The sequence below is a fragment of the Brevibacillus sp. AY1 genome (assembly GCF_029870785.1).
Taxonomy (GTDB): domain Bacteria; phylum Bacillota; class Bacilli; order Brevibacillales; family Brevibacillaceae; genus Brevibacillus; species Brevibacillus invocatus.
The window spans coordinates 40,680-63,003 of sequence record NZ_JAFLPN010000024.1; the positions used below are offsets into that span (position 1 = coordinate 40,680).

Sequence of the window (22,324 nt, forward strand, 5' to 3'; positions counted from 1 at the left end):
ATAACCGAACGCCTTTGGCGAAGGGAGGTTCACTAATGGGACGAAGCTTGAAAAAGGGTCCTTTCGTGGATGACCATTTGATGAAAAAAGTTGTCGAGCAGAATGAAAAGAACGAGAAACGCGTGATCAAAACCTGGTCTCGTCGATCCACCATCTTCCCTGATTTCGTAGGACACACGTTTGCAGTGTACGATGGCCGCAAACACGTACCTGTATACGTTTCGGAAGACATGGTTGGCCATAAATTGGGTGAATTCGCACCAACTCGTACCTTCAAGGGTCACGTCGACAACGACAAGAAGTCCAAGAAGCGCTAATTTTCTCTTGACAGAGAGGAGGTACAAAGATGGAAGCAAAAGCAGTTGCTCGCAATATTCGCATCGCGTCTCGTAAAGTCCGCCTCGTGGTAGACTTGATCAGAGGCAAGCAAGTAGGTGAGGCTTTGGCGATCCTGAAACACACGCCTAAAGCAGCATCTCCTGTAGTAGAAAAACTCCTGAAGTCGGCTATTGCAAACGCTGAGCACAACTATGAGCTGGATCCAAACAGCCTGGTAGTGAGCAAAATCTTCGTAGACCAAGGTCCTACGCTGAAGCGTTTCCGTCCGCGCGCTATGGGTCGCGCTAGCCGCATCCATAAACGCACGAGCCACATCACAGTGGTACTAAACGAGAAATAAGAAGGAGGGATTACGTGTGGGTCAAAAGGTAAGCCCGGTAGGACTTCGGATCGGTGTCATTCGTGACTGGGAGTCCAAATGGTACGCTGACAAGGACTTCGCAACACTGTTGCACGAAGACCTGAAAATCCGCAAGTTTGTAAAAGGGCGTCTAAAAGATGCTGCAGTATCCACGATCGAAATCGAGCGCGCTGCAAATCGCGTGAACGTTACGATTCACACCGCTAAGCCTGGTATGGTAATTGGTAAAGGTGGAGCAGAAGTAGAAGTTCTGCGTAAATCCTTGACTGAACTGACTGGCAAACGCGTTCATATCAATATCAACGAAGTAAAACGTCCTGACCTGGATGCTACTCTGGTAGCTGAAAATATTGCTCGCCAATTAGAAAACCGCATTTCTTTCCGCCGTGCGCAAAAGCAATCGATCACTCGTACGCTGCGCTCTGGTGCAAAAGGTATCAAAACCTTGGTAAGCGGTCGTCTGGGCGGCGCTGACATCGCACGTTCTGAAGGATATAGCGAAGGTACTGTTCCGCTTCATACACTACGCGCTGATATCGACTACGGTACTGCTGAAGCACATACCACTTATGGTCGCATCGGTGTTAAAGTGTGGATCTATCGTGGAGAAGTCCTTCCAGCGAGAAAGAACGTCGCTACTGAGGAAGGAGGCAAGTAATCATGTTGACGCCAAAACGCGTGAAACACCGTAAACAACACCGCGGGAAAATGGCCGGTAACGCAAAAGGCGGTACCACTGTTGCGTTCGGTGAATACGGATTGCAAGCAGTAGAACCATCTTGGGTAACCAACCGTCAAATCGAGGCTGCCCGTATCGCGATGACACGTTATATCAAACGTGGCGGTAAAGTATGGATTAAAATCTTCCCTGATAAACCAGTAACACAAAAACCGCTCGAAGTACGGATGGGTTCCGGTAAAGGTTCTCCTGAGAAATGGGTAGCGGTAGTGAAACCAGGCAAGATCATGTTTGAACTTGCTGGCGTACCTGAAGAAGTCGCTCGCGAAGCAATGCGCTTGGCAATGCACAAACTGCCAATCAAGTGCAAGTTCGTGAAGCGTGAAGAAGTGGGTGGTGACGCACATGAAGGCTAATGAGTACCGTAATTTGACCACTGCCGAGCTCGAACAAAACGTTGTTTCTTTGAAAGAAGAGTTGTTCAACCTTCGTTTCCAGTTGGCTACCGGTCAACTCGAAACCACATCTCGCATCAAACAAGTACGCAAGGATATTGCTCGTGCGAAAACCATCCTGCGTCAGAGAGAATTGGGAATCGGTTAATTTAAGGAAGGAGGTTTGAACGATGACCGCAGATCGCAATATGCGTCGAACCGTTGTAGGTCGCGTCGTTTCCGACAAAATGGATAAAACCATCGTGGTTCTTGTTGAAACTTACAAGAAACATACTTTGTACGGCAAACGTGTGAAATACTCCAAAAAGTTCAAGGCTCACGACGAGAACAATACGGCAAAAGTGGGCGACATCGTGGAAATCATGGAAACTCGTCCATTGTCCAAAGACAAGCGTTTCCGCTTGGTACGTATCGTCGAAGAGGCAGTAATCGTATAAGTTAGATTTTCGGATATCAATTCCGAAAGGAGGAACAGTAAATGATCCAAACTCAGACGAGATTGGCTGTTGCTGACAACTCCGGTGCAAAGGAACTCATGTGCATCAAGGTTCTGGGTGGTTCCGGTCGCAAAACGGCGAACATCGGTGATGTTATTGTATGCTCCGTTAAATCCGCTACACCCGGCGGCGTTGTCAAGAAAGGTCAAGTAGTTAAAGCGGTTGTAGTACGTACAGTGAGCGGCGTTCGCCGTACAGACGGTTCTTACATTCGTTTTGATGAAAACGCAGCAGTTGTCATCAAAGAAGATCAATCCCCTCGTGGTACTCGTATCTTTGGACCTGTGGCTCGTGAGCTCCGCGACAAGGATTTCATGAAGATCATCTCTTTGGCTCCAGAGGTTATCTAATTGAAGCTTAATAGTTCGGTAGTTTGTTCGATAGGAGGTGCACCAAGCGATGCACGTTAAAAAAGGCGACACTGTTATCGTAAATGCGGGCAAGGACAAAGGGAAAAAAGGTCGCGTTCTCGCTGCCTATCCTAAAAAAGATCGCGTTCTGGTTGAAGGTATCAACCTCGTGAAAAAACACAGCCGTCCGTCTCAAGCCAATCCGCAAGGCGGCATTGTTACCCAAGAAGCACCGATTCACGTTTCCAACGTAGCTTTGATCGATCCGAAGTCCGGAACTGCAACTCGCATCGGTTACAAAGTGTTGGATAACGGTAAAAAAGTTCGGTATGCGAAAAAATCTGGCGAAGTAATCGACAAGTAGTCAGGTCGGAAAGGAGGACGTTCTAGATGGCAGTAAGACTGAAAGAAAAGTATTCGAATGAAATCGTGCCTAGCTTGATGAGCAAGTTCAATTACACTTCCATCATGCAAGTGCCGAAAGTAGAAAAGATCATCATCAACATGGGTGTTGGCGAAGCTGTTGCTAACGCTAAAGCCTTGGATACTGCGGTTGAAGACCTGCAAATTATCGCTGGTCAAAAGCCTGTAGTAACTCGCGCGAAGAAATCCATCGCGGGTTTCAAATTGCGTGAAGGTATGCCGATCGGTGCGAAGGTTACTCTGCGCGGCGAGCGTATGTACCACTTCCTCGACAAGTTGATGAATGTATCTCTTCCACGTGTACGTGACTTCCGCGGAATTTCTTCCAAAGCGTTTGATGGTCGCGGTAACTACACACTCGGTCTGAAGGAACAACTGATCTTCCCTGAGATCGAGTACGATAAAATTGACAAAGTGCGCGGTATGGACATCGTTATCGTTACTTCCGCGAAAACGGATGAGGAAGCTCGTGAGCTTTTGACTCAAATGGGTATGCCATTCCGTAAATAAACCCACTCGTAAGGAGGGAAGAATGTGGCAAAGAAATCAATGATCATCAAGCAACAGCGTCAGCCGAAGTTTGCTGTTCGCGCGTACACTCGTTGCGAGCGTTGCGGACGTCCTCACTCCGTATTGCGCAAATTCAAACTCTGCCGTATTTGCTTCCGTGAACTTGCTTATAAAGGTCAAATTCCAGGCGTGAAAAAAGCAAGCTGGTAATTTGAAACGGGAAGGAGGTTTTCTCTCATGGTTATGACTGATCCAATTGCAGATATGTTGACACGCATTCGCAACGCCAACATGGTTCGCCACGAGAAAGTGGAGATCCCGGCGTCCCAAATCAAGAAGGAAATCGCGCGCATTCTGAAAGAAGAAGGCTTTATCCGCGATGCTGAGTTTGTTGAAGACAACAAACAAGGGATTATCCGTGTATTCTTGAAATATGGCCAAAACAACGAACGCGTTATTACAGGTCTGAAACGCATCTCCAAGCCTGGTCTTCGTGTGTACGCTAAGAACACTGAAGTGCCTAAGGTTTTGGGTGGACTGGGTTGCGCGATCATCTCTACATCCACTGGTGTTATGACTGACAAACAAGCTCGTCAGGCACACGTTGGTGGAGAAGTTCTTGCATACGTTTGGTAATTCATAGATTGTAAAAGCACAGGAGGTGCACCACATGTCTCGTGTCGGTAGAAAACCGATCGTGGTACCTGCAGGCGTTACCCTCACTCTGAACGGAACTGAGCTGACGGTAAAGGGCCCTAAGGGTCAACTCGTTCGTAGCTTTCACCCAGATATCAAAATCAACATCGCTGAGAATGAAGTAGTTATTGAGCGCCCTAGCGACAACAAACTTCACCGTTCCCTGCACGGTACAACTCGTGCACTCGTTGCCAACATGGTAACAGGTGTATCGGAAGGCTTTACTCGTACTTTGGAACTGGTCGGTGTAGGTTACCGTGCTGCAAAAAGCGGCAGCGGAGTTACACTTTCTCTCGGTTTCTCTCACCCAGTGGAAATCACACCTGAAGCTGGTATTGAAATCGATGTACCGAACCAAACCACTTTGGTGGTTAAAGGGATCAGCAAAGAGCGCGTAGGACAAATCGCTGCTGAAATCCGCGCACATCGCAAACCTGAGCCTTACAAAGGTAAAGGTATCAAGTACAGCGATGAAGTGGTTCGTCGTAAAGAAGGTAAAAAAGGTAAGTAAGCTTCGTAGTTTCATGAGAAAGGAGGCCGCTTAATGTTTACGAAAGCTGATAAAAACAAAGCTCGGAAAAAACGTCACCTGCGAATTCGCAGACGCGTGATTGGTTCTACCATCCGCCCTCGTCTGAACGTATTCCGTTCTTCTAAACACATCTATGCTCAACTGATTGACGATGCAACTGGTGTAACTTTGGCATCTGCATCTTCTTTGGATAAAGAGCTTGGCCTGAAAAACGGGGCTAATGTGGAAGCTGCTACGGCTGTTGGCACACTGATCGCTAAGCGTGCACAAGAAAAAGGTGCGACTGAAGTGATTTTTGACCGTGGTGGTTACATCTATCATGGACGTATTAAAGCACTGGCAGAAGCAGCTCGTGAAGCTGGTCTGCAATTCTAACAACAAGGAGGGTAAGGAATGCGTATCGACCCTAGCAAATTAGAGCTCGAAGAAAAAGTAGTCGCCGTTAACCGCGTAGCTAAGACGGTTAAAGGTGGACGTCGCATGAGCTTCAGCGCCCTGGTTGTTGTGGGTGACCGTAACGGCCACGTAGGTGCCGGTATGGGTAAAGCTCAAGAAGTACCAGACGCCATTCGCAAAGCGATTGACGACGCTAAGAAAAAATTGATCCGCGTACCGATGAGAGGAACGACTGTACCACATCAAGTCCTCTGCCAATTCGGCGCTGGTAAAGTACTCCTGAAACCTGCAGCACCAGGTACTGGTGTAATCGCAGGTGGTCCTGTTCGTGCCGTTCTCGAACTGGCAGGTGTAGGTGATATTCTGAGTAAGTCTCTTGGTTCCAACAATCCTATCAACATGGTCAACGCTACGCTGGAAGGTCTCGGCCGTCTCAAAACAGCGGAAGATGTCGCGAAATTGCGCGGTAAGACTGTTGACGAGTTGTTGGGTTAATAAGGAGGGAATGAACATGGCAAAATTGCAAATCACCCTCAAACGCAGCCTGATCGGTCGTACTGTCGATCAAAAAGATACGGTAAAAGCACTGGGTCTTCGCAAAATCAATTCGTCCGTGGTGAAAGAAGATAACGCTGCGATCCGCGGTATGGTTTTCAAAGTGAAGCACTTGGTTGAAGTGAAAGAAGTAGAAGCGTAAAAAGCATTTCAATCAGTTAGGAGGTGCAACGTATGAAATTGCACGAACTGCAACCTGCAGAAGGTTCTCGTCACACTCGCAAACGCATCGGTCGCGGTATTGGTAGCGGTACTGGTAAAACTGCTGGTAAAGGTCACAAAGGTCAAAATGCTCGTTCCGGTGGCGGAGTTCGCCTTGGCTTCGAGGGTGGTCAAAATCCTTTGTTCCGTCGTCTGCCTAAGCGCGGTTTCACGAACATCAGTCGTAAAGAGTTCGCTATCGTGAGCTTGGATGCACTGAACCGTTTCGAGGAAGGCACTGTGGTAACACCTGAGTTGCTCTTGGCAACTGGCGTAATCAGCTCCCTCCGCGATGGTGTGAAAGTCCTTGCTAATGGCGAACTGACAGTGAAGCTTACAGTTAAAGCTCACAAGTTCTCCGGTGCAGCTGCTGAGAAGATCGCTCAAGTCGGTGGAACAACCGAGGTGATCTAATGTTAGCGTCATTCACTAACATTTTTAAGATAGGCGACCTTCGTCGTAAGATCTTGTTTACTCTTATGATGCTGGTTGTCTTCCGGATTGGGACATTTGTTCCTGTTCCTAACGTAAACGTCGAGTTGTTTCAGCAGAACACAAACCAGCTGTTGGGATTGTTGAACACCTTCTCGGGTGGAGCACTGCAAAACTTCTCGATTTTTGCAATGGGGATCATGCCTTACATTACAGCATCCATTATCATGCAGCTTCTCTCCATGGACGTTGTGCCCAAGCTGACGCAATGGGCGCGTGAGGGTGAAGTTGGCCGTCGCAAAATCGCTACGGTAACTCGCTACTTCACGATTGTTCTTGGTTTGATTCAGTCGGTCGGGATGACAATTGGTTTCAACAATATGGCGCCTGGATTGCTCAATGATACATCGATTGGCAGTTATGCACTTATTGCGTTGACATTGACGGCTGGTACAGCTTTCATGATGTGGATGGGAGAACAGATTACGGAGAAGGGTATCGGGAACGGGATTTCGATCCTGATCGTTGCGGGTATCGTCGCGAACATTCCTAACGGGATTGGCACGATTTACGCTACGCAATTCGCTGATCCATCCCAAAATCTTTTCTTCAGTATCGTAAAGGTAGTGATCATCCTTTTGGTGATCCTCGCCATTGTTGTCGGGGTTATCTTTATGCAGCAAGGTGTGCGTAAGATTCCTGTGCAATACGCCAAGCGCGTTGTTGGACGCAAAATGTATGGTGGTCAATCCACTCATATTCCTTTGAAGGTCAACTCTGCAGGTGTAATTCCAGTTATCTTCGCGGTCTCGCTCGTGATGTTCCCATCGACGATTGCGCAGTTCTGGGTTGATGCTTCCGGTACTGGCTTTGCCAACTGGATCTATCAAAACTTCCAGGTAAATGCTCCAATCGGAATGGCACTTTACGCTATCTTGATCATTGGTTTCACTTATTTCTACACCTTTGTACAGATCAATCCTGTGCAAATGGCGGAGAATATGAGGAAAAATGGCGGTTACATTCCTGGTATCCGACCTGGTAAAAACACCGAGGTGTACATTTCACGTACGTTGAACCGTCTGACACTGGCTGGCGCTATGTTCTTGATGGTAATCTCCATCTTGCCGTTCTTCTTCAGTTCGCTGGCCGATTTACCACAGTCGATTTTCATCGGTGGTACTTCACTCTTGATCGTCATCGGGGTTTCTCTTGATACGATGAAGCAGATTGAAAGCCAGTTGATCAAGCGCCACTATCAAGGGTTCATCAAGTAGTACCTTGGTATTTTTCGGAAAAGCCTCTGTAAGCTTTTCTTCTTGGGACGGAGGGAATGGACGTGAATATAATTCTGATGGGACTGCCTGGAGCCGGTAAGGGTACACAGGCAGAACGAATCGTGAAAGAGTTTAACATCCCGCACATTTCGACTGGTGACATGTTCCGAGCTGCGGTTAAAAACGAAACGCCGCTCGGACTGAAGGCCAAGTCTTACATGGATCAAGGTCAACTGGTCCCAGATGAAGTAACGATTGGAATTGTGCGGGAAAGATTGTCGATGGACGACTGCAAAGAGGGTTTTCTCTTGGATGGATTCCCGCGCACCGTTCCTCAAGCTGAAGCGTTGACAGCAACTCTCGAAGAGCTGGGACGCAAAATTGATCACGTGGTCAATATCACCGTTCGTCGGGAACTCCTGATTGAACGGCTGACAGGTCGCTGGATCTGCCCTGTATGCGGAGGTAGCTACCACACACTGTTCAATCCTCCAGCGGAGGCTGGCGTGTGTGATAAGGATGGCGGCAAACTGTATCAGCGTGAAGACGACAAGCCGGAAGTGGTTGCACAACGTCTTGATGTCAACATTGCTCAAACACAACCGCTCATTGATTACTACTCCGGTCAGGAACTCCTGCGAGAAATCAATGGAGAACAAGATATCCAGGTAGTGTTTGCAGAAATACAGTCTTTGTTGCGAGGGTAATTGCGAATGATCATCCTAAAGTCGAAAGCAGAACTTGAGGTTATGCGCGAAGCTGGTCGGATCGTAGCACTCACCCATCAAGAACTGGCCAAGGCAATCAAGCCTGGTGTCACGACGAAGCAACTGGACGAAATAGCCGAGACCTTTATCAGAAGCATGGGAGCTATTCCCTCGTTTAAAGGCTACGGTGGCTTTCCAGGAAGTATCTGTACTTCAGTCAATGAAGAACTCGTACACGGTATCCCAGGAAAACGGACGTTACAAGAGGGAGATATCATCAGCCTCGACATTGGTGCCCAGTTTCAAGGCTTTCATGGCGACTCCGCTTGGACGTATCCGGTCGGCACGATTTCTCCGGAGAATCAGATGTTGCTGCGAGTAACGGAAGAATCGCTGTTCAAGGGTCTTGAGCAAGCGAGATCGGGCGCTAGGCTCTCCGATATCTCACATGCGATCCAGGTTCATGCTGAAGCTGCCGGCTTCACACTCGTTCGCGAGTATGTGGGGCATGGGATTGGGCAAAACTTGCACGAGGATCCGCAGGTTCCCAACTACGGCCCTCCGAATCGAGGTCCACGGTTGAAACCAGGCATGGTGTTGGCAGTTGAGCCAATGGTAAATGCCGGCGAACGTTATGTCCGCACATTGGAGGACAATTGGACGGTAGTAACAGTGGATCGGAAGAACTGTGCTCATTTTGAACACACCATCGCGATTACGGAAGATGGCTATGAGATTTTTACACGAACGTAAACGAGAGTTTCGGTTTTCTCCCGAAATTGTCGTCCAACGTGTCGACGATAAGTTCGTTGTGTGATCATTTCGCAAAACTCATGGTCCGACTGAAGAGCAGAAGAAAGGAGAGTTTACTATGGCAAAAGACGATGTTATTGAGGTGGAAGGAACGGTTATTGAGCCTTTGCCCAACGCAATGTTTCGGGTAGAATTAGAGAATGGACACAAGATCCTCGCTCACGTCTCTGGTAAGATTCGCATGCACTTTATTCGCATTCTACCTGGGGATAAAGTTACTGTTGAACTGTCGCCGTACGACTTGACCCGCGGACGTATTACGTACCGTTATAAATAAGAGGTTAAACCCCTAGAAAAGGGAGGCAAGAACCATGAAAGTGAGACCTTCGGTTAAACCGATCTGCGAAAAATGCAAGGTTATCCGTCGTAAAGGCAACGTTATGGTTATTTGTGAAAATCCGAAGCATAAGCAAAAACAAGGGTAAACAAGGAGGTGCTTTTTACACATGGCACGTATTGCAGGCGTTGACTTGCCCCGCGAAAAACGCGTGGAAGTTGCTCTTACCTACATCTTTGGTATTGGCCGCCCCACGTCCCAAAAAATTCTGTCCGCCACTGGCGTAGATGTGAACACTCGTGTTCGCGATCTGACAGAAGATGAAGTTGCTAAACTGCGTGAGTACATCGACAAAACCGTGAAGGTGGAAGGCGATCTCCGTCGTGAGATTTCCCTGAACATCAAACGTCTGATGGAAATCGGTTGCTTCCGTGGTATCCGTCACCGTCGTGGACTGCCAGTTCGCGGCCAACGTTCCAAAACCAATGCTCGTACGCGTAAAGGTCCACGCCGTACAGTAGCGAACAAGAAGAAGTAAAGGAGGGTAATCTGACATGGCGAAAAGAAAACAAGCGACAGCTACTCGTACCCGTCGTCGTGACCGTAAAAATGTTGAAGTTGGCGTAGCGCATATCCGCTCTACATTCAACAACACCATCGTTACGATCACTGATCCACATGGTAACGCAATCTCTTGGTCCAGCGCTGGTTCCCTCGGATTCAAAGGCTCCCGCAAAAGCACTCCATTTGCAGCGCAAATGGCTGCTGAAGCAGCAGCACGCGTAGCTATGGATCATGGCATGCGCTCCCTTGAAGTTTCCGTAAAAGGTCCAGGTGCAGGTCGTGAAGCAGCGATCCGTTCCCTGCAAGCAGCAGGTCTGGAAGTTAATATGATCAAAGACGTGACACCGATTCCGCACAACGGTTGCCGTCCACCAAAACGTCGCCGCGTGTAACTGGTTTATAACGTTCAGAACATGTCCATACTAGAATGGTAAATTCTGATTTATTTGCTTGTCATGCACGCAAACGGTAAACCGCCGGGGAAGTTCCTGAGTGGGCACGTATGCGGCCCACCCAAGAATTTCGACGTTTTGAAGGAGGGTTTGTTTAATGATAGAAATAGAAAAACCAAAAATCGAGGTTGTGGAAGTAAGCGACGACAACTCGTACGGAAAATTTGTAGTAGAACCCCTAGAACGCGGCTATGGAACTACTCTTGGCAACTCTCTGAGACGGATTCTCCTGTCTTCGTTGCCAGGCGCGGCAGTTCGTACTGTGCAAATCGATGGTGTTCTGCATGAGTTCTCGACAGTAGAGGGCGTCGTTGAAGATGTAACCGAGATCATCCTGAATATCAAAGGCCTAGCACTGAAGATCCACTCTGATGAGGAAAAAATCATCGAGATTGATGCAGAAGGCGAAGGCGTCGTCAAGGCGGGAGATATCCGTGCTGACAGTGATGTGGAGATCTTGAACCCTGATCTTCATATTGCAACGTTGGCGAATGGCGGTCGACTACACATTCGTATGACAGCAGGACGTGGTCGTGGATATGTTCAAGCAGACGGAAACAAATCGGAGGATCTGCCTATTGGTGTGATTCCGATTGATTCCATCTACACGCCAATCAAACGCGTGAACTATCAAGTGGAAAATACCCGTGTAGGGCAAATGACCAACTATGATAAGTTGACGCTGGAGGTTTGGACGAACGGCAGCATTAGTCCGGAAGAAGCCGTGAGTCTTGGCGCCAAAATCATGACGGAGCACCTGAACTTGTTCGTCGGTCTGACGGATGAAGCGAAAGATGCTGAAATCATGGTTGAAAAGGAAGAGGACAAAAAAGAGAAAGTTTTGGAGATGACGATCGAAGAACTGGATCTTTCTGTTCGTTCCTACAACTGCTTGAAGCGTGCCGGTATCAATACCGTGCAAGAGCTGACGCAGAAAACCGAAGAGGACATGATGAAAGTGCGCAATCTGGGTCGCAAATCTCTGGAAGAAGTGCAAGAGAAGCTGGCTGAGCTCGGCTTGTCATTGCGCAGCGACGACTAGGGAAGAGATTCACCCAAGGACACCATTTGTTCTTTCGGTATCCCTAATAGGGAGTACAGATCTGGTTTTGCTGACATAGAAGCATACAGCATCTAGGCAGCATGGTCAGCGTGAAAAGGGAGGTTAAGAACATGGCATACCGTAAATTGGGTCGTCGCAGTGCGGCGCGTAAAGCGTTGTTCCGCGACTTGGTAACTGACCTGATCATTCACGAGCGCATTGAAACTACTGAGATGAAGGCAAAAGAACTGCGCCCAATCGCTGAGCAAATGATTACGCTGGCGAAGCGTGGAGACTTGCATGCTCGTCGTCAAGTAGCTGCTTTCGTTCGTAAAGAAGTAGCCAATGAAGAAGGCCGCGATGCAGTTCAAAAACTGTTCGATGAAATCGCACCTCGCTTCAAAGAGCGCAACGGTGGATACACTCGTATCCTGAAAACCGGTCCTCGTCGTGGGGATGCTGCTCCAATGGCGTTCATCGAATTGGTTTAATTTCACAAATAAACTGGTCGTTTGACCCGGGAATGGGACACAATCTCTGACCTGGAAAACTACCGCGAAAAGGGTGGGGGCAGATCTGGTCATAGGCTGGACTCTGATTCAACCCTTTTTTCTACTTTCTAGAAGTTCCTATTCGTTAACGCGATAACGGAGGAAAGTAAAAGAGAGTACATTGGCCATGGAGAGCCACGTATATCTCGATTCTCACCTGGGCTTGAAGATGTCGAGGGATGTGACTGACTCATGAATCCGGAGAACTTGCTGACATTTTCAGATGTCACTTTTTCCTATGATGGCGAAGAAGGTCAACGGGTAAAGGTACTGAAGGGAGTCGATCTCTCGATTGCCAAAGGATCGTTTGTTTCGGTTCTCGGTCACAATGGTTCCGGCAAATCGACTTTGGCAAAATTGATGAACGCTCTGCTTCTTCCTGAGGGTGGAAAGATACTGGTCAGCGGTGTAGATACCAAAGATGGTGAAATGATTTGGGAAATCCGCCGACATGTGGGGATGGTCTTTCAGAACCCGGACAATCAAATAGTTGGTGCAACAGTAGAAGACGATGTTGCCTTTGGCCTTGAAAATATGGGGGTAGATCCAAAGGAAATGCGCAATCGCATTGACGAGGCTTTGCTTTCAGTAGGCATGGAAAAGTATGCGCTGGCACAACCATACCGTTTGTCTGGAGGACAAAAGCAGCGTGTCGCGATCGCCGGTATCATGGCGATGCGTCCCTCCGTCATTATCTTGGATGAGGCTACAGCGATGCTGGACCCACAGGGGCGACAGGAAGTCATGCACTTGGCTAGACGGTTGAACCGGGAAGAGGGAATCACGGTTGTAAACATCACGCATTTTCCCGAAGAAGCGATCGATTCAGATCGGGTAATCGTGATGGAAAACGGTGAAGTCTTGATGGAAGGGCACCCGGCTGAAGTATTCTCCCAGGTAGACAGGCTACAGCAAGCAGGCTTGGACGTACCCTTTGTAGTACGAGTACGACATGAACTGATTGCAAAGGGATATGATCTTCCGTTTGAACTGCATCAAGAGGAGCTGGTGGAGCACCTATGCAGATTACTTTTGACCAGGTAAGCCACATGTACGGCAAGGGAACGCCATTTGAACGGCTGGCCTTGCAAAATATTTCGCTGACGATTCCTTCAGGTGCGTTTGTCGGGATAATCGGCCAAACAGGTTCTGGGAAATCGACGTTGATCCAGCATCTGAATGGTCTCTTAACTCCCACTTCTGGCAAAATTACCATCGGGGATGTAGTGATTACCCCTTCTCAGCGAATTCCGCATGCTCGACGCAAAGATATCGGGCTTGTTTTTCAATATCCTGAACATCAATTGTTTGAAGAAACAGTTGCCAAGGATGTCTGCTTTGGTCCGCTTAACTTTGAGCTTCCTCCGAATATGGCAGAAGCTAGGGCGCGAGAAGCGTTGGAGATTGTTGGTCTTGACTACGAAACGATGAAAGACAGATCGCCTTTTCAATTGAGCGGCGGGCAGATGAGGCGTGTAGCGATTGCCGGGGTTTTAGCGATGCAACCCAAGGTACTTGTACTCGATGAGCCGACTGCTGGTCTAGACCCTGCAGGGCGCAAAGCGATCCTGGAAGGCATTCACCGCATTCATCGTGAGCAGAAGCTGACTACCTTGTTGGTCACACATAGCATGGAGGAAGCTGCGCGTTATGCTGACCTGATGCTGGTGATGGCAGGTGGTGAGCTGGTGATGCAGGGGAGACCGGAAGAGGTATTTCAGCAGGCAGAGTTGCTCCGAACTTTGTCACTGGACGTACCGGAAACCGTATCCTTCATCTCCCGTATCAATCAATCGCTGCCGGACAAAGAAAGCCTACCGACCACGCTGTATCGGGAAGAGGAGCTGATTGCTCATTTGCTGGAACGACTGTCCGCGCCAAAGGAGTGCTAGGGCATGCTGCAGAATATCGCTATCGGCCAGTACGTGCCGGGACAATCGTTTCTTCATCGGGCTGATCCACGGAGCAAGCTGCTTTTTATCGTACTGTTTGCGACGCTGGTTTTTTTAGGAAACAACACCATTACGTACTCGATTCTCATCGGGTTTACCCTATTTACGATTCTGCTTTCCCGGCTCTCATTCACCTATATCCTGAAGAGCTTGAAGCCCGTTTGGTTTTTAATTCTCTTTACCGTCATTCTCCATATTTTTATTACGAAAGGCGGAACCGTCTACTATCAATGGGGCAGCTTTACCATTGAAGAGCAAGGCGTACGACAGGCCATCTTTATTTCCATTCGTCTGGGGCTTCTCATCCTCTTCAGTTCCTTGCTTACCTTGACTACGTCTCCGATGGATTTGACGGAAGGTTTGGAGCGACTGCTGCGGCCATTTGGACGCATAGGCGTGCCGGTACATGAGATCGCACTCATGATGTCGATTGCTCTGCGATTTATTCCTACGCTCATGGAAGAGACGGACAAGATCATCAAGGCACAGACAGCAAGAGGCGCCGACTTCACGAGCGGTAATTTGGTCAGAAGAGCGAAAAATCTGATTCCGATTGCCATTCCGTTGTTTATCAGTGCGTTTCGACGTGCTGAGGAGTTGGCTCTAGCGATGGAGGCTCGAGGATATCGCGGAGGAGTTGGCAGGACGCGACTCAATAAGCTGCAGTTTACGTGGCGCGATGTCGCGATCGCTGTAGTAGCTGCGGCCTTGACGTTTGTGATTTGGTGGTGGCGAACATGAGATTAAAATGTGTCGTTGCCTATGACGGTACTGATTATAGTGGCTTTCAGGTGCAGCCTGACCAGATTACTATTCAGGGTGAGATCGAGGCTGCTCTTCAGCGGATTACCGGAGAAGAGATTCAGGTATACGGATCAGGACGAACAGATGCAGGCGTCCATGCACGAGGACAAGTGATTCATTTTGATACCGGTAGCCATATTCCACTGGACAAATGGCGCTTTGTACTGAATAATCAACTTCCCGATGCTATTGTGGTTCGTTCTGTGGAAGAAGCGGATGAGTCCTTCCATGCTCGTTTTGATGTGCAGGTGAAAGAATACCGCTATTGCATCGATAACGCTCCTGTAGCAGACGTATTCCGCCACCGGTATGCCGACCACATTCGCTTTCCGCTGGATGTGGAAGCGATGCAACAGGCGGCACGCCATCTGGAAGGAAAGCACGACTTTACGTCCTTCTGCTCAGCCAAGACGTATGTGGAGGACAAGGTGCGCACTGTATATCGGGTGAAGGTAGAGCGGTCCGGTCACGAGGTTTGGGTGACTTGCCGAGGCAATGGTTTTTTGTACAACATGGTTCGCATTATCGTAGGAACCTTGGTTGAGGTCGGACAGGGCAAAAGAGCCCCTGATGAGCTAAAAGAAATTCTGTTGGCTTGCGATCGCGAGCGAGCAGGGAAAACAGCTCCGGCCAAAGGTTTGACGATGTGGGAAGTCTACTACGAGACGAACATTTCCAAAGATTAGTCTTGAAGCAGGCACTTGACTCTGACACCTCTATGTAGTACGATATTCCTTGGTATTTTAACCCCGCCTAGCCCCACTCTAGCCCCGGGAATTAAAAGACAAGATCGTGTTAATATGGAACACCTGGAGAAGTTGCTCACCCGTTACAGTTTGCAATTTTCTCTTTCAAACGTTTGTTTATAGCATTGTGTTAGGTAAGATATTTAGGAGGGACAAACATGCGTACCACATATATGGCGAAACCGCTCGAAGTAGAGCGTAAATGGTACATCGTTGACGCTGAAGGTCAAACGCTGGGCCGTCTGGCTAGTGAAGTAGCTTCGATCCTGCGCGGTAAACTGAAACCAGAATTCACTCCTCACGTTGATGCTGGCGATTTCGTAATCGTAATCAACGCTGACAAAGTGAAGCTGACCGGTAACAAACTGCAAGACAAGATCTACTACACTCACTCCCTGTATCCAGGTGGTTTGAAAAAGACAACTGCTGGCGATATGCTGAACAAAAAGCCAGAGCGTATGTTCGAAATCGCTGTAAAAGGCATGCTGCCTAAAAACAGACTGGGACGTCAAATGTTCACCAAGCTGAAAGTATACGCTGGAACTGAGCATCCACATGCAGCACAAAAACCAGAAGCTTGGCAAATCCGCGGTTAAGGTAAAGGGAGGAAATATACGTGGCACAAGTACAATACTACGGTACAGGTCGTCGTAAGCACTCCGTAGCACGTGTTCGCCTGGTTCCAGGTGAAGGTCGCATCTTGATCAACAAACGTGAAATGGATACTTACTTTGGTTTGGAAACGCTGAAATTGATCGTGAAACAACCACTCGTATTGACTGAAACACTGGGTCGCTACGATGTATTGGTTAATGTAAACGGTGGCGGAACCACTGGTCAAGCTGGTGCAATCCGTCATGGTGTAGCTCGTGCGCTGTTGAAAGCAGATCCGGAATTGCGTGGCGCTCTGAAACGCGCTGGCTTCCTGACTCGCGATCCTCGTATGAAAGAGCGTAAAAAATACGGCTTGAAAGCTGCTCGTCGCGCACCTCAATTCTCCAAGCGCTAATTGCTTACAAGCAACGACATTTACCCCTGGCCATCATCGGTCAGGGGTTTTTGCATGCTCGGGATGGGAAGAGGGGTACTAGTGTTGTTTGATACCTTCTACAGCTGCTATGTACAGGGTTTGAGCTTGAGCTGTATTCTCTATCCAATCCCGATGGTCATATTTGTCCACGTTTGTCCATATGATGGAACGAGAATGGGACAAAGGGGACGGTAGACAGTGACACGAAAAGGATTAGGCTGGATACTGGCTTTTGCTTTACTTATGGTGCTGTTCACCTATGAAGCTCCCGATCGCTCTTCTTGGACGGCATGGTCGCTTCCATTGACAGGGACAGTCATTGCGATTGATCCAGGTCATGGGGGAAAGGATGGAGGCGCTGTTTCAGCAGAAGGAGACGTGGTGGAGAAGGATGTGACGCTTGCCATCAGCATGTATTTGCGTGACTTTCTTCAGCAATCAGGGGCGTATGTCATTATGACCAGAGAAGAGGACAAGGACTTGGCCTCGCCAGAAGCTGATCAAAATCGCAAGCGTAAATCCGAGGATATTCGCAACCGGGTAAAGCTGATCAACGAGAATGCACCTGACTTTTTGGTTAGCATTCATGTCAATTCCATTCCTTCCCCCAAATGGTCGGGAGCGCAGACTTTTTATTCACCAGCCTTCAAAAAAAGCGAAGAGATGTCCTATCTGATCCAGGACGAAATTAAGCGTGTGATGGAGAATACGGATCGGGTGCCAAGTAAAACGGAAAAAGTGTTCCTGATTCGTGAAGTCACTTGTCCAGCAGTTTTGGTTGAAGTGGGCTTTGTCAGCAACTCGAAGGAAGCCGAGCAGCTGCGTTCCGTCGATTACCAAAAAGCGATGGCAAATGCGATTTATCAGGGCATATTAAGACAGTATGCGGGGGAAAAGGTTCCAACTGCACCGTAAGTGGGCCTTCCCGATGTTCCCGGGATATGAGTATGCTATAATGAACGTGCATACCTTTCAAATCGTGAAAATACTTGCTTAGGAATAGATGGGGGGAACAAAATGTTAACGAAAGAAAAGGTACTGGAAGCTTTACGTGATGTAAAAGATCCAGAAATTAACCGCAGTCTGGTTGAACTGAACATGATTCGTGACATTCAGATCGAGGGGAACACCATCAGCCTTACGGTGGTTCTGACGATTACAGGCTGTCCGTTGAAGGCAAAAATTGAAGATGATGTCGTATCGGCTTTGCGTGCTCTTGGTGCTGAAGAGGTGAGGCTGCAATTCGGAGCGATGACAGACGAGGAGAGAGCGGCGCTGAGCGCTCAATTGCGCGGCAGTCAGGCACCGAAAGCGACTCCGGGTCAGACGCCTTTGCTGAATCCGATTTTGGACAAGGAATCCACTACGACGTTTATTGCCGTTACCTCTGGTAAAGGTGGCGTGGGTAAGTCCACCGTAACGGTAAACCTGGCCGTGGCTTTGGCACGCCTGGGGAAAAAAGTAGGTATCATCGACGCGGATATCTACGGCTTCAGCGTACCCGACATGATGAACATCGAGCAGCGTCCGACTGTCATTGGAGAAACCATTTTGCCTGTAGAAAAGCAAAATGTGAAAGTGATGTCGATGGGCTTTTTTGTAGAAGACAACGCACCGGTTATCTGGCGTGGACCTATGCTGGGTAAAATGCTCCGCAACTTCTTTACTGAAGTTCACTGGGGAGAAGAACTGGACTATTTGCTGCTGGACTTGCCTCCAGGTACAGGTGACATGGCGCTTGATGTACACACTATGATTCCGCAAAGTATGGAGATTGTGGTGACGACACCTCACCCGACCGCTGCATTTGTAGCTGCACGTGCGGGGGCAATGGCAAAAAGAACCGGACATGAAATTCTGGGGATCGTCGAAAACATGGCATGGTATGAAGCCAAAGACGGCACCAAGGAGTATGTGTTTGGCCGTGGCGGCGGAGCCAAGCTGGCCGAGACGCTGACTTGTGATCTGTTGGCGCAGATTCCGTTGGGGCAACCGGAAAATCATCCGTCTGAGCCAGATTATTCGCCATCCGTGTACAAACAGGATAGTGCGATCGGTCAAATCTACATGGATATGGCCAAACGCGTGGAACAGAAATGTGAAGGTACAACCAAGTAAGAAGATAAAAAGGTGGGCTCCATACGAGCTCACCTTTTTGGTTACCGTACAAGGCGGTACGCTTATTGTGAACCTCCGCCTCCACCCTCATCCCCACTACCCGAGCCTTGCCCTTTTTTCTTCGATTTCAGTTCCTTTGGCTTTGTCATTTCTTCCGTTGCCTTGGTCATCAAATGCATCATTTCAGCTTGGAACAGCGGACTTTGCAGCGATTCCTTCATGATTTGCATGGTTTGCTGGCGATATGCCGAGCTTTTCATTAATTCCATCAGATTTTTTTCAAACTCCGGATCCTTCATGACGCTGACCAGTTCTTTCTGGTACTCTGGGTCTTTCATTAAGTCCTTCATCAGCTTTTTTTGTTCTTCTTTCATTGACTTCGCCAAAGTACTGGCAAATTTGGGATCTTTAAAAGCCTCTTTAATGTGGGTGCTATTCGGATTTGTCATGCTCTGAATGAGGGTCGTACGTACAGTGGATTCATCAAGCATGATATTTTGCTTGAATTTCTCGTCCTTCATCATTTTTTCCACAGACTTTTTGGCTTCTTCCGTCTGCATAATGTCCAGCACCATGTCTTTCATGCTTTTATAATCTGGCTGAGAACTTTGTCCTTGACCGCCAGCTGTACATCCTGTCATGAGCAGGCAGATGATGAACAACAACCAAGAAGGGAAAGCCTTTTTTCTCATGGGTTGGACACCTCCTTCTTTACTTTTGCCTATGAGTAACGTGTGCATTTTGTTTTGTTCTTACGCTAGTATTTTCTTTCTTGCATTGGTACAATCATAAACGATGTGGATAGGAGGGAATGTTAGGTGAGTTTGCGCAAATATGGCTGGCTTTTTATCACCACCCTGCTGCTTGGCGGTTTGGGTGGGATTCTAGTCGCCATTATTTTTGATTTAGAAAAGCTGACGGAAGGGAGCATGGGCAACTTTTTCGTCGGGATGCTCATGTACTTGCTGTATGGTATGACGATCAGCATTGTTTCTCAAATGGGATTTTTTGCATATATGACCGTCAATTACTTTGCAAAAACCCTCGTTCGCTCCCCATCCTTGTGGAGAAGCATACAGATATTTCTCGTGGTGTTTGTTTTTTTTGATATGATTTATTTGCGTTATAATTCGCTTGGACAAGACGGTTCGATCTGGCCGTATTTCATTGAGCCGATCATGCTGCTCATCGTAGCGGTAGTGACTGCCTACGGTAAAGTGAGCGTAACCAATCGTACGGCGTGGGTGCCGACGCTTTTCTTCATGTTTGTCGTCACAGCATTGGAATGGATCCCAGCGCTTAAGGAAAATAATGTTCACGCAACTTTATCGATGCTTGTACCTTTATTGTTTTGCAACGTGTGGCAAGTCATGCAACTACATCGCGTATTAAAACAGGAAAGCTGACCTCGTCCAAAGGCCAGCTTTTTATTTTGATGTGATGAATGGAGAGGCTATTTCACTTCTTGGCTTTTTACATCTGCACCTGAAATCAATTCGGATACGGTGACGAACTCGTAGCCTTTGCCGCGCAGCTTTTCAATGATAACAGGAAGTGCCAGATGTGTTTCCTTGCTGGAATCGCTGGCATGCATCAAAATGATATCGCCAGGATGAGCTTTGGATAATACATTGTTTACGATCACGTCTTTTCCTGGGTTCGTCCAGTCATGAGAATCCGTGTCCCATTGAATTACTGAGTACTTCAGTTGATTGGCGATTGTCAATACGCGTTTATCGATATCACCGTTGGGCATGCGAATGAGAGTAGGTTTTTTGCCTGTCATTTCGGTCAGAATGGAGTCCGCCAGACGAATTTGGGAGCGGATTTCTTCATCGGTGTATTTGGTGTAAAAATCATGCTTGTGGCCGTGCGAGCCAATTTCGAAGCCGTCCTGCTTGATTCGTTTGACTGTGTCCTGATGCCGTTGGCTCCATGCAGAGGAGAGGAAAAAGGTTGCTTTTACATTCTTTTCCTTTAAAATATCCAGAATGGGCACGGCTCTCGTCTCTCCCCAGCTAATGTCAAAAGTAAGGGCGATCTTCTTTTCTTTCGTGTCCACTTTATAGATCGCATGTGGGGACTCTTCCTGGTCAGCAAAGGCTGCGATCGAATCGCGTTCTTGGTACCCAAGTGCGATTGCCAACAGGAGAGTGGTACAAACGATCATGATTTGTTTTAATCGCTGTGCACTGACGACGAAGATATATCTCATGAAAAGCACCTCCTTTGTCCGATATCAGTTTATGCGTATCAGACAAGGATATTCTTTGGTCTATCGACTATTGATGAGGTAAAATGAATATAGTGGAATTATTCGGGGATGAAGGAGCGTGCTTATGAAAAGTCAGCTAAGAAGACTTTGGGCAGATAATCGACGTTATTTTCTCGCCTCCGCCTTGCTGTTCTTAGGCGGAATGTTGATCGGATACATGCAATCGGCAGCGGTCCAGGAGATGGTGAATCAGCTTTTGGGCCAATTGAAGGAAGTGGTGGACCGCATACGCGAGAACGGTGGAGGAGCTTTTGCTACTTTCTGGGCTATCTATACAAACAATGTGATTAGTGCGTTGATGATGATGGCGATGGGCTTGTTTTTTGGGGTCTTTCCCATTTTTGGCATGCTTGCGAACGGAATTCTGCTTGGGTTTATTCTCTCCACCTACAGTACAGCAGGAATAAATCCATTGCTTGTGTTTGCTGCAGGAATTTTGCCACACGGGATCTTTGAACTGGCAGCTGTATTCTTTGCTGCTGGGATAGGGATTCGCTTGGGTGGACTGGTCCTTCGCTCCATTGGCTTGCTGTTTCAGCCTGGGAAAGGGGAGCGGGTAAAAAACGATTGGTATGACACCCTCAAGCAATTTCCAGCAGCCGTACTTCTGGTGATCGTGCTGCTTCTTGTAGCGGGTGTTGTGGAAAGTGTCATTACCCCGATGATTCTGGAGGCCGCATTAGGGGAACAACTAGAACAATTGAGGTTGCTGAAATAACTCCTAGTAAGTCCATAAGTAAAGCCTTCCTAAACGGAAGGCTTTTATTTTTGAATACAGCAGAATTATGTTGGAAAAGATAGTGGGGTAGACTCGTTAGATGGAGGTCGATTTTGTTGCTGGGGTTTTTGTTTCATTCCAAAGAAGTACTGGAATTAGAGTATCTTTTAAAACGAGAGCTGGAAGAAATGCTGCTTGATTTTAGTGATAAGCGCATTGATTATTTGGTGAAAAGAGCTATGGAGGAACGATACTCGATCCTGTTCCGCATGTACGCTAGGATCGCATCCCCTACGGAGCTTTCCAAGTATGTGAGAAGGAAGAAACTCGAGGAAGAGAATTTTACTTAAAATCTTTTTTGAAAAACGTATTGACTCAACCATGTGGAACGTGATAGATTAGTTCTTGTCCTTAAGACGACGTAACGAAATAACAACGAGTTGACGGACACTTGCTCTTTGAAAACTGAACAGCGAAAGCGTTGATGAGTCTATCATTAAATGATTTGCCAGCTTTGAACCAGATACAAACTTTATTGGAGAGTTTGATCCTGGCTCAGGACGAACGCTGGC

The 22,324-nt window shown here is 47.9% G+C and carries 38 protein-coding genes; 36 read left to right on the forward strand and 2 right to left on the reverse strand.

Annotated features, from left to right (window positions below; translation table 11 throughout):
* Positions 1-35: 35 nt before the first annotated feature.
* The 33 genes from rpsS to JZI27_RS17730 all read left to right on the forward strand — a co-directional run bounded on the left by rpsS (position 36) and on the right by JZI27_RS17730 (position 18,759).
* On the forward strand, positions 36-317 hold the full coding sequence (gene rpsS, locus JZI27_RS17570) for a 30S ribosomal protein S19 (RefSeq protein WP_122910131.1): 282 nt from the start codon (positions 36-38) through the stop codon (positions 315-317).
* A 29-nt stretch (positions 318-346) separates the two neighbouring features.
* On the forward strand, positions 347-679 hold the full coding sequence (gene rplV / locus JZI27_RS17575; protein ID WP_023558735.1) for a 50S ribosomal protein L22: 333 nt from the start codon (positions 347-349) through the stop codon (positions 677-679).
* A gap of 16 nt (positions 680-695) precedes the next feature.
* The gene (gene rpsC, locus JZI27_RS17580; protein WP_122910133.1) at positions 696-1,358 is read left to right on the forward strand and encodes a 30S ribosomal protein S3; all 663 of its coding nucleotides are present in this window, start codon (positions 696-698) and stop codon (positions 1,356-1,358) included.
* A gap of 2 nt (positions 1,359-1,360) precedes the next feature.
* The gene (gene rplP, locus JZI27_RS17585; RefSeq protein ID WP_049742233.1) at positions 1,361-1,795 is read left to right on the forward strand and encodes a 50S ribosomal protein L16; all 435 of its coding nucleotides are present in this window, start codon (positions 1,361-1,363) and stop codon (positions 1,793-1,795) included.
* Positions 1,785-1,982, forward strand: a complete 198-nt coding sequence (rpmC, locus tag JZI27_RS17590) for a 50S ribosomal protein L29 (protein ID WP_122910134.1) — start codon at positions 1,785-1,787, stop codon at positions 1,980-1,982. The genes rplP and rpmC overlap by 11 nt, the downstream gene beginning before the upstream one ends.
* A gap of 22 nt (positions 1,983-2,004) precedes the next feature.
* The gene (gene rpsQ, locus JZI27_RS17595; RefSeq protein ID WP_122910135.1) at positions 2,005-2,271 is read left to right on the forward strand and encodes a 30S ribosomal protein S17; all 267 of its coding nucleotides are present in this window, start codon (positions 2,005-2,007) and stop codon (positions 2,269-2,271) included.
* A gap of 41 nt (positions 2,272-2,312) precedes the next feature.
* Positions 2,313-2,681: a 50S ribosomal protein L14 gene (gene rplN / locus JZI27_RS17600; RefSeq protein ID WP_122910136.1), complete on the forward strand. Its 369-nt coding sequence runs from the start codon at positions 2,313-2,315 to the stop codon at positions 2,679-2,681.
* 49 nt (positions 2,682-2,730) lie between these two features.
* On the forward strand, positions 2,731-3,045 hold the full coding sequence (gene rplX, locus JZI27_RS17605; RefSeq protein WP_122910137.1) for a 50S ribosomal protein L24: 315 nt from the start codon (positions 2,731-2,733) through the stop codon (positions 3,043-3,045).
* A gap of 26 nt (positions 3,046-3,071) precedes the next feature.
* A complete protein-coding gene (rplE, locus tag JZI27_RS17610; protein ID WP_122910138.1) occupies positions 3,072-3,614 on the forward strand; it encodes a 50S ribosomal protein L5 in 543 nt (180 codons plus the stop codon).
* 24 nt (positions 3,615-3,638) lie between these two features.
* Entirely contained in the window at positions 3,639-3,824 is a 186-nt protein-coding gene (locus JZI27_RS17615; protein WP_005828830.1) for a type Z 30S ribosomal protein S14, read from the forward strand.
* Positions 3,825-3,851: 27 nt separating this feature from the next.
* A complete protein-coding gene (gene rpsH, locus JZI27_RS17620; protein WP_023558729.1) occupies positions 3,852-4,250 on the forward strand; it encodes a 30S ribosomal protein S8 in 399 nt (132 codons plus the stop codon).
* A gap of 34 nt (positions 4,251-4,284) precedes the next feature.
* The gene (gene rplF, locus JZI27_RS17625; RefSeq protein WP_122910139.1) at positions 4,285-4,821 is read left to right on the forward strand and encodes a 50S ribosomal protein L6; all 537 of its coding nucleotides are present in this window, start codon (positions 4,285-4,287) and stop codon (positions 4,819-4,821) included.
* Positions 4,822-4,854: 33 nt separating this feature from the next.
* Positions 4,855-5,217, forward strand: coding sequence for a 50S ribosomal protein L18 (rplR, locus tag JZI27_RS17630; protein ID WP_122910140.1), 363 nt, complete (start codon positions 4,855-4,857; stop codon positions 5,215-5,217).
* Positions 5,218-5,235: 18 nt separating this feature from the next.
* Positions 5,236-5,733 carry a 30S ribosomal protein S5 gene (gene rpsE, locus JZI27_RS17635; protein ID WP_122910141.1) on the forward strand — a complete coding sequence of 166 codons (498 nt, stop codon included), beginning with the start codon at positions 5,236-5,238 and terminating at the stop codon, positions 5,731-5,733.
* A 16-nt stretch (positions 5,734-5,749) separates the two neighbouring features.
* Positions 5,750-5,935: a 50S ribosomal protein L30 gene (gene rpmD, locus JZI27_RS17640; protein ID WP_023558725.1), complete on the forward strand. Its 186-nt coding sequence runs from the start codon at positions 5,750-5,752 to the stop codon at positions 5,933-5,935.
* 32 nt (positions 5,936-5,967) lie between these two features.
* Positions 5,968-6,408: a 50S ribosomal protein L15 gene (gene rplO / locus JZI27_RS17645; protein ID WP_251244638.1), complete on the forward strand. Its 441-nt coding sequence runs from the start codon at positions 5,968-5,970 to the stop codon at positions 6,406-6,408.
* Positions 6,408-7,703, forward strand: a complete 1,296-nt coding sequence (gene secY, locus JZI27_RS17650) for a preprotein translocase subunit SecY (RefSeq protein WP_122910143.1) — start codon at positions 6,408-6,410, stop codon at positions 7,701-7,703. Before rplO ends, secY begins: the two co-directional genes overlap by 1 nt.
* Positions 7,704-7,765: 62 nt before the next feature.
* The gene (locus JZI27_RS17655; RefSeq protein ID WP_122910144.1) at positions 7,766-8,410 is read left to right on the forward strand and encodes an adenylate kinase; all 645 of its coding nucleotides are present in this window, start codon (positions 7,766-7,768) and stop codon (positions 8,408-8,410) included.
* A gap of 6 nt (positions 8,411-8,416) precedes the next feature.
* Positions 8,417-9,163, forward strand: coding sequence for a type I methionyl aminopeptidase (gene map, locus JZI27_RS17660; RefSeq protein ID WP_122910145.1), 747 nt, complete (start codon positions 8,417-8,419; stop codon positions 9,161-9,163).
* A 118-nt stretch (positions 9,164-9,281) separates the two neighbouring features.
* Positions 9,282-9,500 (forward strand): translation initiation factor IF-1, encoded by a 219-nt coding sequence (gene infA, locus JZI27_RS17665; protein WP_023558720.1) that lies wholly within the window; start codon positions 9,282-9,284, stop codon positions 9,498-9,500.
* Between the two features lie 34 nt (positions 9,501-9,534).
* Positions 9,535-9,648 carry a 50S ribosomal protein L36 gene (gene rpmJ / locus JZI27_RS17670; RefSeq protein WP_003333770.1) on the forward strand — a complete coding sequence of 38 codons (114 nt, stop codon included), beginning with the start codon at positions 9,535-9,537 and terminating at the stop codon, positions 9,646-9,648.
* Between the two features lie 21 nt (positions 9,649-9,669).
* A complete protein-coding gene (gene rpsM, locus JZI27_RS17675) occupies positions 9,670-10,038 on the forward strand; it encodes a 30S ribosomal protein S13 (RefSeq protein ID WP_122910146.1) in 369 nt (122 codons plus the stop codon).
* Between the two features lie 16 nt (positions 10,039-10,054).
* Positions 10,055-10,456 carry a 30S ribosomal protein S11 gene (rpsK, locus tag JZI27_RS17680; protein WP_122910147.1) on the forward strand — a complete coding sequence of 134 codons (402 nt, stop codon included), beginning with the start codon at positions 10,055-10,057 and terminating at the stop codon, positions 10,454-10,456.
* Between the two features lie 157 nt (positions 10,457-10,613).
* Positions 10,614-11,558, forward strand: a complete 945-nt coding sequence (locus tag JZI27_RS17685; RefSeq protein ID WP_122910148.1) for a DNA-directed RNA polymerase subunit alpha — start codon at positions 10,614-10,616, stop codon at positions 11,556-11,558.
* A 131-nt stretch (positions 11,559-11,689) separates the two neighbouring features.
* Positions 11,690-12,049: a 50S ribosomal protein L17 gene (gene rplQ / locus JZI27_RS17690; RefSeq protein ID WP_122910149.1), complete on the forward strand. Its 360-nt coding sequence runs from the start codon at positions 11,690-11,692 to the stop codon at positions 12,047-12,049.
* A 252-nt stretch (positions 12,050-12,301) separates the two neighbouring features.
* Positions 12,302-13,153: an energy-coupling factor transporter ATPase gene (locus JZI27_RS17695; RefSeq protein ID WP_280208475.1), complete on the forward strand. Its 852-nt coding sequence runs from the start codon at positions 12,302-12,304 to the stop codon at positions 13,151-13,153.
* A complete protein-coding gene (locus tag JZI27_RS17700) occupies positions 13,129-14,001 on the forward strand; it encodes an energy-coupling factor transporter ATPase (protein ID WP_122910151.1) in 873 nt (290 codons plus the stop codon). Before JZI27_RS17695 ends, JZI27_RS17700 begins: the two co-directional genes overlap by 25 nt.
* Positions 14,002-14,004: 3 nt before the next feature.
* Positions 14,005-14,802, forward strand: coding sequence for an energy-coupling factor transporter transmembrane component T family protein (locus JZI27_RS17705; protein WP_280208477.1), 798 nt, complete (start codon positions 14,005-14,007; stop codon positions 14,800-14,802).
* Positions 14,799-15,551, forward strand: a complete 753-nt coding sequence (gene truA / locus JZI27_RS17710; protein ID WP_251244640.1) for a tRNA pseudouridine(38-40) synthase TruA — start codon at positions 14,799-14,801, stop codon at positions 15,549-15,551. Before JZI27_RS17705 ends, truA begins: the two co-directional genes overlap by 4 nt.
* Before the next feature lie 218 nt (positions 15,552-15,769).
* On the forward strand, positions 15,770-16,207 hold the full coding sequence (rplM, locus tag JZI27_RS17715) for a 50S ribosomal protein L13 (RefSeq protein WP_122910154.1): 438 nt from the start codon (positions 15,770-15,772) through the stop codon (positions 16,205-16,207).
* 20 nt (positions 16,208-16,227) lie between these two features.
* Positions 16,228-16,620 carry a 30S ribosomal protein S9 gene (rpsI, locus tag JZI27_RS17720; RefSeq protein WP_103110167.1) on the forward strand — a complete coding sequence of 131 codons (393 nt, stop codon included), beginning with the start codon at positions 16,228-16,230 and terminating at the stop codon, positions 16,618-16,620.
* 219 nt (positions 16,621-16,839) lie between these two features.
* Positions 16,840-17,556, forward strand: a complete 717-nt coding sequence (gene cwlD, locus JZI27_RS17725) for an N-acetylmuramoyl-L-alanine amidase CwlD (RefSeq protein ID WP_251244641.1) — start codon at positions 16,840-16,842, stop codon at positions 17,554-17,556.
* A gap of 102 nt (positions 17,557-17,658) precedes the next feature.
* Positions 17,659-18,759 carry a P-loop NTPase gene (locus tag JZI27_RS17730; protein WP_122910156.1) on the forward strand — a complete coding sequence of 367 codons (1,101 nt, stop codon included), beginning with the start codon at positions 17,659-17,661 and terminating at the stop codon, positions 18,757-18,759.
* A 62-nt stretch (positions 18,760-18,821) separates the two neighbouring features.
* On the opposite strand, the gene gerD is transcribed toward JZI27_RS17730, so the two are convergent.
* Positions 18,822-19,451 (reverse strand): spore germination lipoprotein GerD, encoded by a 630-nt coding sequence (gerD, locus tag JZI27_RS17735; RefSeq protein ID WP_280208483.1) that lies wholly within the window; start codon positions 19,449-19,451, stop codon positions 18,822-18,824.
* Positions 19,452-19,577: 126 nt separating this feature from the next.
* Between gerD and JZI27_RS17740 the strand changes: the two genes are divergently transcribed.
* Entirely contained in the window at positions 19,578-20,165 is a 588-nt protein-coding gene (locus JZI27_RS17740) for a KinB-signaling pathway activation protein (RefSeq protein WP_122910158.1), read from the forward strand.
* Between the two features lie 47 nt (positions 20,166-20,212).
* On the opposite strand, the gene pdaB is transcribed toward JZI27_RS17740, so the two are convergent.
* On the reverse strand, positions 20,213-20,974 hold the full coding sequence (pdaB, locus tag JZI27_RS17745) for a polysaccharide deacetylase family sporulation protein PdaB (RefSeq protein WP_122910159.1): 762 nt from the start codon (positions 20,972-20,974) through the stop codon (positions 20,213-20,215).
* Between the two features lie 124 nt (positions 20,975-21,098).
* On the opposite strand from pdaB, the gene JZI27_RS17750 reads away from it, so the two are divergent.
* Positions 21,099-21,752, forward strand: coding sequence for a stage II sporulation protein M (locus JZI27_RS17750; protein ID WP_122910160.1), 654 nt, complete (start codon positions 21,099-21,101; stop codon positions 21,750-21,752).
* 116 nt (positions 21,753-21,868) lie between these two features.
* Positions 21,869-22,102, forward strand: a complete 234-nt coding sequence (locus JZI27_RS17755; RefSeq protein WP_122910161.1) for a hypothetical protein — start codon at positions 21,869-21,871, stop codon at positions 22,100-22,102.
* Positions 22,103-22,324 lie beyond the last annotated feature (222 nt).

What these genes read in the sequence shown, in the direction of transcription:
- rplN (WP_122910136.1), top strand. Translation starts at nt 2,313, where the DNA reads ATGATCCAAACTCAGACGAGATTGGCTGTTGCTGACAACTCCGGTGCA.
- rpmJ (WP_003333770.1), top strand. Translation starts at nt 9,535, where the DNA reads ATGAAAGTGAGACCTTCGGTTAAACCGATCTGCGAAAAATGCAAGGTT.
- rpmD (WP_023558725.1), top strand. Translation starts at nt 5,750, where the DNA reads ATGGCAAAATTGCAAATCACCCTCAAACGCAGCCTGATCGGTCGTACT.
- pdaB (WP_122910159.1), bottom strand. Translation starts at nt 20,974, where the DNA reads ATGAGATATATCTTCGTCGTCAGTGCACAGCGATTAAAACAAATCATG.
- JZI27_RS17695 (WP_280208475.1), top strand. Translation starts at nt 12,302, where the DNA reads ATGAATCCGGAGAACTTGCTGACATTTTCAGATGTCACTTTTTCCTAT.
- JZI27_RS17685 (WP_122910148.1), top strand. Translation starts at nt 10,614, where the DNA reads ATGATAGAAATAGAAAAACCAAAAATCGAGGTTGTGGAAGTAAGCGAC.
- rpsE (WP_122910141.1), top strand. Translation starts at nt 5,236, where the DNA reads ATGCGTATCGACCCTAGCAAATTAGAGCTCGAAGAAAAAGTAGTCGCC.
- rpsK (WP_122910147.1), top strand. Translation starts at nt 10,055, where the DNA reads ATGGCGAAAAGAAAACAAGCGACAGCTACTCGTACCCGTCGTCGTGAC.
- rplO (WP_251244638.1), top strand. Translation starts at nt 5,968, where the DNA reads ATGAAATTGCACGAACTGCAACCTGCAGAAGGTTCTCGTCACACTCGC.
- truA (WP_251244640.1), top strand. Translation starts at nt 14,799, where the DNA reads ATGAGATTAAAATGTGTCGTTGCCTATGACGGTACTGATTATAGTGGC.
- rpmC (WP_122910134.1), top strand. Translation starts at nt 1,785, where the DNA reads ATGAAGGCTAATGAGTACCGTAATTTGACCACTGCCGAGCTCGAACAA.
- rpsQ (WP_122910135.1), top strand. Translation starts at nt 2,005, where the DNA reads ATGACCGCAGATCGCAATATGCGTCGAACCGTTGTAGGTCGCGTCGTT.
- rplP (WP_049742233.1), top strand. Translation starts at nt 1,361, where the DNA reads ATGTTGACGCCAAAACGCGTGAAACACCGTAAACAACACCGCGGGAAA.
- rpsS (WP_122910131.1), top strand. Translation starts at nt 36, where the DNA reads ATGGGACGAAGCTTGAAAAAGGGTCCTTTCGTGGATGACCATTTGATG.
- gerD (WP_280208483.1), bottom strand. Translation starts at nt 19,451, where the DNA reads ATGAGAAAAAAGGCTTTCCCTTCTTGGTTGTTGTTCATCATCTGCCTG.
- secY (WP_122910143.1), top strand. Translation starts at nt 6,408, where the DNA reads ATGTTAGCGTCATTCACTAACATTTTTAAGATAGGCGACCTTCGTCGT.
- rplM (WP_122910154.1), top strand. Translation starts at nt 15,770, where the DNA reads ATGCGTACCACATATATGGCGAAACCGCTCGAAGTAGAGCGTAAATGG.
- JZI27_RS17750 (WP_122910160.1), top strand. Translation starts at nt 21,099, where the DNA reads ATGAAAAGTCAGCTAAGAAGACTTTGGGCAGATAATCGACGTTATTTT.
- rplR (WP_122910140.1), top strand. Translation starts at nt 4,855, where the DNA reads ATGTTTACGAAAGCTGATAAAAACAAAGCTCGGAAAAAACGTCACCTG.
- rplX (WP_122910137.1), top strand. Translation starts at nt 2,731, where the DNA reads ATGCACGTTAAAAAAGGCGACACTGTTATCGTAAATGCGGGCAAGGAC.
- JZI27_RS17700 (WP_122910151.1), top strand. Translation starts at nt 13,129, where the DNA reads ATGCAGATTACTTTTGACCAGGTAAGCCACATGTACGGCAAGGGAACG.
- JZI27_RS17705 (WP_280208477.1), top strand. Translation starts at nt 14,005, where the DNA reads ATGCTGCAGAATATCGCTATCGGCCAGTACGTGCCGGGACAATCGTTT.
- rplQ (WP_122910149.1), top strand. Translation starts at nt 11,690, where the DNA reads ATGGCATACCGTAAATTGGGTCGTCGCAGTGCGGCGCGTAAAGCGTTG.
- rpsM (WP_122910146.1), top strand. Translation starts at nt 9,670, where the DNA reads ATGGCACGTATTGCAGGCGTTGACTTGCCCCGCGAAAAACGCGTGGAA.
- map (WP_122910145.1), top strand. Translation starts at nt 8,417, where the DNA reads ATGATCATCCTAAAGTCGAAAGCAGAACTTGAGGTTATGCGCGAAGCT.
- rplV (WP_023558735.1), top strand. Translation starts at nt 347, where the DNA reads ATGGAAGCAAAAGCAGTTGCTCGCAATATTCGCATCGCGTCTCGTAAA.
- rplF (WP_122910139.1), top strand. Translation starts at nt 4,285, where the DNA reads ATGTCTCGTGTCGGTAGAAAACCGATCGTGGTACCTGCAGGCGTTACC.
- rpsH (WP_023558729.1), top strand. Translation starts at nt 3,852, where the DNA reads ATGGTTATGACTGATCCAATTGCAGATATGTTGACACGCATTCGCAAC.
- JZI27_RS17730 (WP_122910156.1), top strand. Translation starts at nt 17,659, where the DNA reads ATGTTAACGAAAGAAAAGGTACTGGAAGCTTTACGTGATGTAAAAGAT.
- rplE (WP_122910138.1), top strand. Translation starts at nt 3,072, where the DNA reads ATGGCAGTAAGACTGAAAGAAAAGTATTCGAATGAAATCGTGCCTAGC.
- infA (WP_023558720.1), top strand. Translation starts at nt 9,282, where the DNA reads ATGGCAAAAGACGATGTTATTGAGGTGGAAGGAACGGTTATTGAGCCT.